Here is a 4,479-nt window from a genome sequence, read left to right as displayed (position 1 = left end):
ATGAACCGTCTGATTAAAAAAGTGACCCTCACTAAATTGGATGGCTCGTACATTATATTATTGAATCACCTGGAACGTCAATCACTGATTATTTTCGACGACTTTGGTTTACAACCGTTCACCCAGGAGATCCGGTTGACGCCGCTTCAACTGCTGAAAGATCAGTTGGCAAGAAAAGCATGATTATAACATCCCAACTTTCGGTAAACAAATGGTACGAATATATTAACGGCCCCACATTAGCGGATGCAATTCTTGACTGATTGGTAGCCAACGCACATCGTATAGAACTGAAGGGCGAGTCCCTAAGTCGAAAAAAAATCAAATCAACAACATAAGCAGTTGTATTTTTAACCAAGCAAAAAGTTCTTACACATACACCTTTACAAAAGGTGGATCAACATCCCAGATTGGTGGGTCAATATGCCCAGAATTTACAATGATCCCCTTCTTACGGCAAACCTCTTTGACTCGGGGCATCTCCATTTTAGTCAAAATATTTTTTCTACTAAAAATATATTCTACACCCCACCTCTCCTTGAAACCAACAAATCACAAATATCTACATCCAGCAACTCCGCAATTCGTAATAACTCTTTCAGGTGTGGCTGCGACTTATTGACGCACCAGTTGGAGACGGTATGCTCATTCTTTTGTAGATCCTCTGCCAGTTGTTTCTGACTCACTCCTTTGCGGACCAACACCTCCTTAATTCGATTAATTTTTTCGTCCATTCCCTAATGTACTGAATGCAAATTAAATGGATAAAATTGTAATGCTCGACTAGAAAAGAGAGCAGATAAATGTAATTTATTATTACATTTATGAATTTAATTATTACATTTGTATCACCTTAATCCTCTAATCATGTCCTTAAACTATACCAAAGCACAGCTGGAAGAATTGATTTTTGCACAGCTAACTAATCTTACTGAAATTGGTGAGCAAAACCAGCTGTTGAAAAAACAAAATGCCCTCTTGCAAGAAGCCAATACTAAATTGGCCGAACTACTATCTGATAAGATTTTCATCCCCTACGCTAAGCCAACCAGGAAATCAACCAACCATCCTTAAAACCTCGTTACCGCTGGCTGAATAAAACGCTGGTTACCGATTGCTTAATTGCCCACAATAAATTGCCGGTTATTTCCGGGTGCTTGCATCTGAACCAGACCCCAGTAGCAGCGCTTTTAACAGGTCGAAAAAACTAAAGACCATTAATGGACTAGGAGTAAGACCTGGTATGGATAATATGCGGCTGATTGTTGAACGATACAGCGGTTCAGTTTCCATCACAATAGGCATCTGCTGCTGCCAGGATATTTCCAACGCCGTACCACGCGCATTGCGAATTCTAAGATTATCCGATTCCCTTAACCGCGCCCCTCCCCGGTTCATCAGCTCCTCCAACCTGCCCTCCAGTTCAAAATAACAGTGCTCCGATGCCGCTTGAACAATTAAAGCCCTCCTGGCTACAGTTAGCCCTGTTACCAGGTGGCATTCCTTCCACCAGGGCTCCTTTCTCCGCCGCCTTAATGCACGTAGCCGCTCCAAACTATTCGTAAGCCGAAAAACAGAACACTCAATCGCCAAAAAAAACAAGGAGCCCGGTACCGGCATGCGTATGGTAAGCTGGTCGGCTCCCATCGCTTCCCAGTAAATGGGCCCATTGGCGTAGCGGATAGTGCGCGTTTCCGCCTCCTCTTCTACCTGCGGCGGCTCATCACCAAAACCCGGCTGGTTTTCCAGTACCTTAAATGCACCTACAGGCAGCGGTTCGGGTTTCCAGTTCGCACGCCTTACCTGATTGAAACGAATTACCTGCCCGGGTGTTACCGCCGCACAGCCCGGAAGCAGGGCGGTTTGGTTAAAAACACGGCCAATTTCATGCGCGTACTGCTGTTCAAATGGTAACATGTATTTTAGTTTTAATGAAGCCCGACCAGTAATAGCCGGGCATTGAAAATAATCACACCTCAATCGGTGAGACATTCTATTCGTAACCAAAGACGTTCACCCCGGTTAATACAAGCAGTGGCTAATTGAAGCAGTTTTCTAAACGCAAGAGCGCTGTTAATTCCTTTACCCGGCCCGGTAAGTTCGCGAACCACACCAATACAGCCCTTCAGTTCTTTCAACGCGTTGTTGGCTTTGTGAATAAGTATCAGCGTTCGGTTAGGAACATCCTTTAGCAACAGGTGCAACTGATGGCGCTTGCTGTAGCGCAGCAATAATTGATACCGCTGCTCGGGTATACAGGAAATCCATCGCTTATTCTGTTGCCAGGGCAGCTCAATGGTATAACAAATGAGCTCATTACCGCAGCTGAGCATGCCATTGGTTCCGGAGGCCTGGTAACTGCGTTGCAATAAAAGTTCCATGGTGTTAGATTTTTGATGGGTAAATAAACCCCGGCCGGAAGAGCCGGGGTGTATAAAAGACCGCTTAGCTTTTTACGGTAATTTGGCTCACAGCTCCAATGGCCGCAGCAGCAACTCCAAGGTAACCTGCAATGCTTAATACCAGTGGTGGCAGGTCTACCGGCGAAGTGGCAACCGATGCGCTTACCGCAGCCAAAGCAAGCGCAATATTCCGGAGCTTTACAAAAAACGGGGGCGTTTCGGCCTGGGCCCGTTCCAGCAAACTCATTTGATCAATTTGATACTGTTTCATAGTTTGAATTTTTTTGTTTGAAAATTGGGTTTTCATAGGTGGAAAAAAACGGGACTAAAGGACCTGTGTCAGTTCGCAGTGATTCCTGGGCAGATCCATAGCACGCACCAGCACGGTACTGCCTTTGGGCTGTGGATTGCAAACCAGGGTAGTGTAGATCCAATCCAACCCATTGTTGCTTCGGATGGCCTGTCCGCATTCGAGCAGGCTGCCATCGGTGGCAAAAAGTTTGAATTCAACCTGTACCACCTTAAAATCGTCCATCGCCTGCACCCGTATTAAGTCACCAACTGCGCCGGTATAGGCATTGGTTTGCAGATTAACAAGCAGGGGTGCACGCAGCGCATCTTTTAGGGCTGCCAGGTATACTTGCCGTGGCCCTTGGATTATTGCTGCATAGGCCGCAACCACTGCCGGGTTTGCCAGGCTATTTTTCGCATATACTACAGCTTTGGCAAACCGTTGCCGGTTGGCTTGCTGAGCGGAAAGCATATTGTTTGTCATAAAGCGTTGGATTTTAAGTAGTGAATAAATGTAAGACCGTTCAAAAAATGCAAGAAGGCAATACGGGGCCATTCCTCCCGCTATGCCGAATGGCTGTCTTGCTGAATTTATTTACTGATAGTACAGGCAGCGCTGCTGTTTAACAACTGAGGAGTTGAAAGAGAATTTTTCGCCCGCCTCTTGTGAGGGGTATCTTTTCATTACCGATTAATATCCACTTGGAAGTGATCTGTTTGATTTTTTCCCAAGCTACCAAATAACCGCGATGCACACGGGAAAAATGCCGGGCTGGTAATTGTTGCGACAACTTTCCAAGATTCAAAAGCATTTTGATTTTTTTTGAATCTGTATGCAGTGTACAGTAACGTCCACTCGCCTTTAGAAACAAGATTTCTTGAACGTTGATCTTATGCAATCGTCGTTGGATGCATAACAAAACCAAAGCTGTGTCCATATATATTGGTTTGTTGGTGAACAAGCAATTACAACACAACATTAGGGCAGGGCGGAGGGTGTTTCCAAATAGAATGTAACGAATCGACGTTTTTGGTAATGAATCGACGTTTTTTGTAATGAACCTACAGGCGGATAGTTCTAAAATACTGGAAAATTCCGAAAAATCAAATCATGTGGCATTAAAATAACCACCCGCTTCTGCAGGTGGTTATGGACTAATCAGGGCAGTAACAGTTCAAGCATACCTGTATTCTCAGGAAGATCTTTGGCAATAGCCCGGATCATACAACCACTTAACAGGGAAATATCCTGCTGTGCGGTGTAAGTCCACTTATTGTGATTGATGGGGTTCATGCTGGCCTCCCCTTCTTCTATCAAACTACCTGTTGCGGAATAGATGCTGATAGAAACGGAAGCTACCCTGAAATCATCAACAGCAGTTATACGGATGGGCGAACCAGCAAGCCCCGTATAAGCACCTGCGTCAATTTCCTTTACCAGAGGGGCTTTCAGGTAATCACGCAGGGCCCTATTGAACGCTGTTACCCCTTTTGCCTTTTTATCCGCATAAGCGGCTTTTAATTCAGCGTTAGCAACCGCGCCCTTTGCGTAGCCGGATGCTTCTCCAAACAGCTCGCGCACCGTTTGCTGCTTCGGTGTTACCACTGCGTTTTTACGAATAGTAGGCAGGGTGGCAATAAAGGTTTTATTGCCTCTTGTTTTGTACACAAACTGATTACCCATTTTTCCTTTTGCTCCTCTTACGAGCAGGTTTTTTGATACGTTGGACATTGAATTAGATTTTAATAATGAAAAAATTAATTTCTTGAATGCATTCAGTAATTC

Annotated in this window: 9 protein-coding genes and 1 pseudogene; 3 read left to right on the top strand and 7 right to left on the bottom strand. The window is 44.8% G+C overall.

Annotated features, from left to right (window positions below; genetic code table 11):
- Together A1D16_RS21250 and A1D16_RS21800 are read left to right on the top strand one after the other, a co-directional pair.
- A pseudogene (locus A1D16_RS21250) lies at positions 1 to 183 on the top strand (ATP-binding protein); the annotation flags it as partial.
- Positions 180 to 263, top strand: a complete 84-nt coding sequence (locus tag A1D16_RS21800; protein WP_366207091.1) for a hypothetical protein — start codon at positions 180 to 182, stop codon at positions 261 to 263. The pseudogene A1D16_RS21250 and the gene A1D16_RS21800, both read left to right, overlap by 4 nt.
- Positions 264 to 521: 258 nt before the next feature.
- Here the strand turns inward: A1D16_RS21800 and A1D16_RS21245 are convergent, their stop codons facing one another.
- The gene (locus A1D16_RS21245) at positions 522 to 734 is read right to left on the bottom strand and encodes a helix-turn-helix transcriptional regulator (protein ID WP_290713562.1); all 213 of its coding nucleotides are present in this window, start codon (positions 732 to 734) and stop codon (positions 522 to 524) included.
- Positions 735 to 867: 133 nt separating this feature from the next.
- On the opposite strand from A1D16_RS21245, the gene A1D16_RS21240 reads away from it, so the two are divergent.
- Positions 868 to 1,074, top strand: a complete 207-nt coding sequence (locus tag A1D16_RS21240; RefSeq protein ID WP_290713559.1) for a hypothetical protein — start codon at positions 868 to 870, stop codon at positions 1,072 to 1,074.
- Positions 1,075 to 1,143: 69 nt separating this feature from the next.
- Here A1D16_RS21240 and A1D16_RS21235 read toward each other — a convergent pair whose 3' ends face one another.
- From A1D16_RS21235 to A1D16_RS21215, 6 genes are all read right to left on the bottom strand, one after another.
- The gene (locus A1D16_RS21235) at positions 1,144 to 1,917 is read right to left on the bottom strand and encodes a hypothetical protein (protein WP_290713556.1); all 774 of its coding nucleotides are present in this window, start codon (positions 1,915 to 1,917) and stop codon (positions 1,144 to 1,146) included.
- 59 nt (positions 1,918 to 1,976) lie between these two features.
- Positions 1,977 to 2,381 carry a DUF5675 family protein gene (locus tag A1D16_RS21230; RefSeq protein ID WP_290713553.1) on the bottom strand — a complete coding sequence of 135 codons (405 nt, stop codon included), beginning with the start codon at positions 2,379 to 2,381 and terminating at the stop codon, positions 1,977 to 1,979.
- Between the two features lie 64 nt (positions 2,382 to 2,445).
- The gene (locus A1D16_RS21225) at positions 2,446 to 2,673 is read right to left on the bottom strand and encodes a hypothetical protein (protein ID WP_290713550.1); all 228 of its coding nucleotides are present in this window, start codon (positions 2,671 to 2,673) and stop codon (positions 2,446 to 2,448) included.
- 54 nt (positions 2,674 to 2,727) lie between these two features.
- Entirely contained in the window at positions 2,728 to 3,177 is a 450-nt protein-coding gene (locus A1D16_RS21220) for a hypothetical protein (protein ID WP_290713547.1), read from the bottom strand.
- Between the two features lie 139 nt (positions 3,178 to 3,316).
- Positions 3,317 to 3,631 carry a LytTR family DNA-binding domain-containing protein gene (locus A1D16_RS21795; protein WP_366207090.1) on the bottom strand — a complete coding sequence of 105 codons (315 nt, stop codon included), beginning with the start codon at positions 3,629 to 3,631 and terminating at the stop codon, positions 3,317 to 3,319.
- Positions 3,632 to 3,852: 221 nt separating this feature from the next.
- Positions 3,853 to 4,479 (bottom strand): hypothetical protein (locus tag A1D16_RS21215; protein WP_290713544.1); only part of this gene is annotated, 627 nt, incomplete at its 5' end.

It is taken from the genome of Flavihumibacter sp. CACIAM 22H1 (genome assembly GCF_001601815.1).
In the GTDB taxonomy this organism is placed as follows: domain Bacteria; phylum Bacteroidota; class Bacteroidia; order Chitinophagales; family Chitinophagaceae; genus Flavihumibacter.
This window is presented reverse-complemented; position numbering and strand designations above follow the sequence as displayed.

Coding starts and splice junctions, on each gene's coding strand:
- A1D16_RS21235 (WP_290713556.1), bottom strand. CDS start 1,917: ATGTTACCATTTGAACAGCAGTACGCGCATGAAATTGGCCGTGTTTTT.
- A1D16_RS21225 (WP_290713550.1), bottom strand. CDS start 2,673: ATGAAACAGTATCAAATTGATCAAATGAGTTTGCTGGAACGGGCCCAG.
- A1D16_RS21240 (WP_290713559.1), top strand. CDS start 868: ATGTCCTTAAACTATACCAAAGCACAGCTGGAAGAATTGATTTTTGCA.
- A1D16_RS21795 (WP_366207090.1), bottom strand. CDS start 3,631: ATGGACACAGCTTTGGTTTTGTTATGCATCCAACGACGATTGCATAAG.
- A1D16_RS21220 (WP_290713547.1), bottom strand. CDS start 3,177: ATGACAAACAATATGCTTTCCGCTCAGCAAGCCAACCGGCAACGGTTT.
- A1D16_RS21800 (WP_366207091.1), top strand. CDS start 180: ATGATTATAACATCCCAACTTTCGGTAAACAAATGGTACGAATATATT.
- A1D16_RS21245 (WP_290713562.1), bottom strand. CDS start 734: ATGGACGAAAAAATTAATCGAATTAAGGAGGTGTTGGTCCGCAAAGGA.
- A1D16_RS21230 (WP_290713553.1), bottom strand. CDS start 2,381: ATGGAACTTTTATTGCAACGCAGTTACCAGGCCTCCGGAACCAATGGC.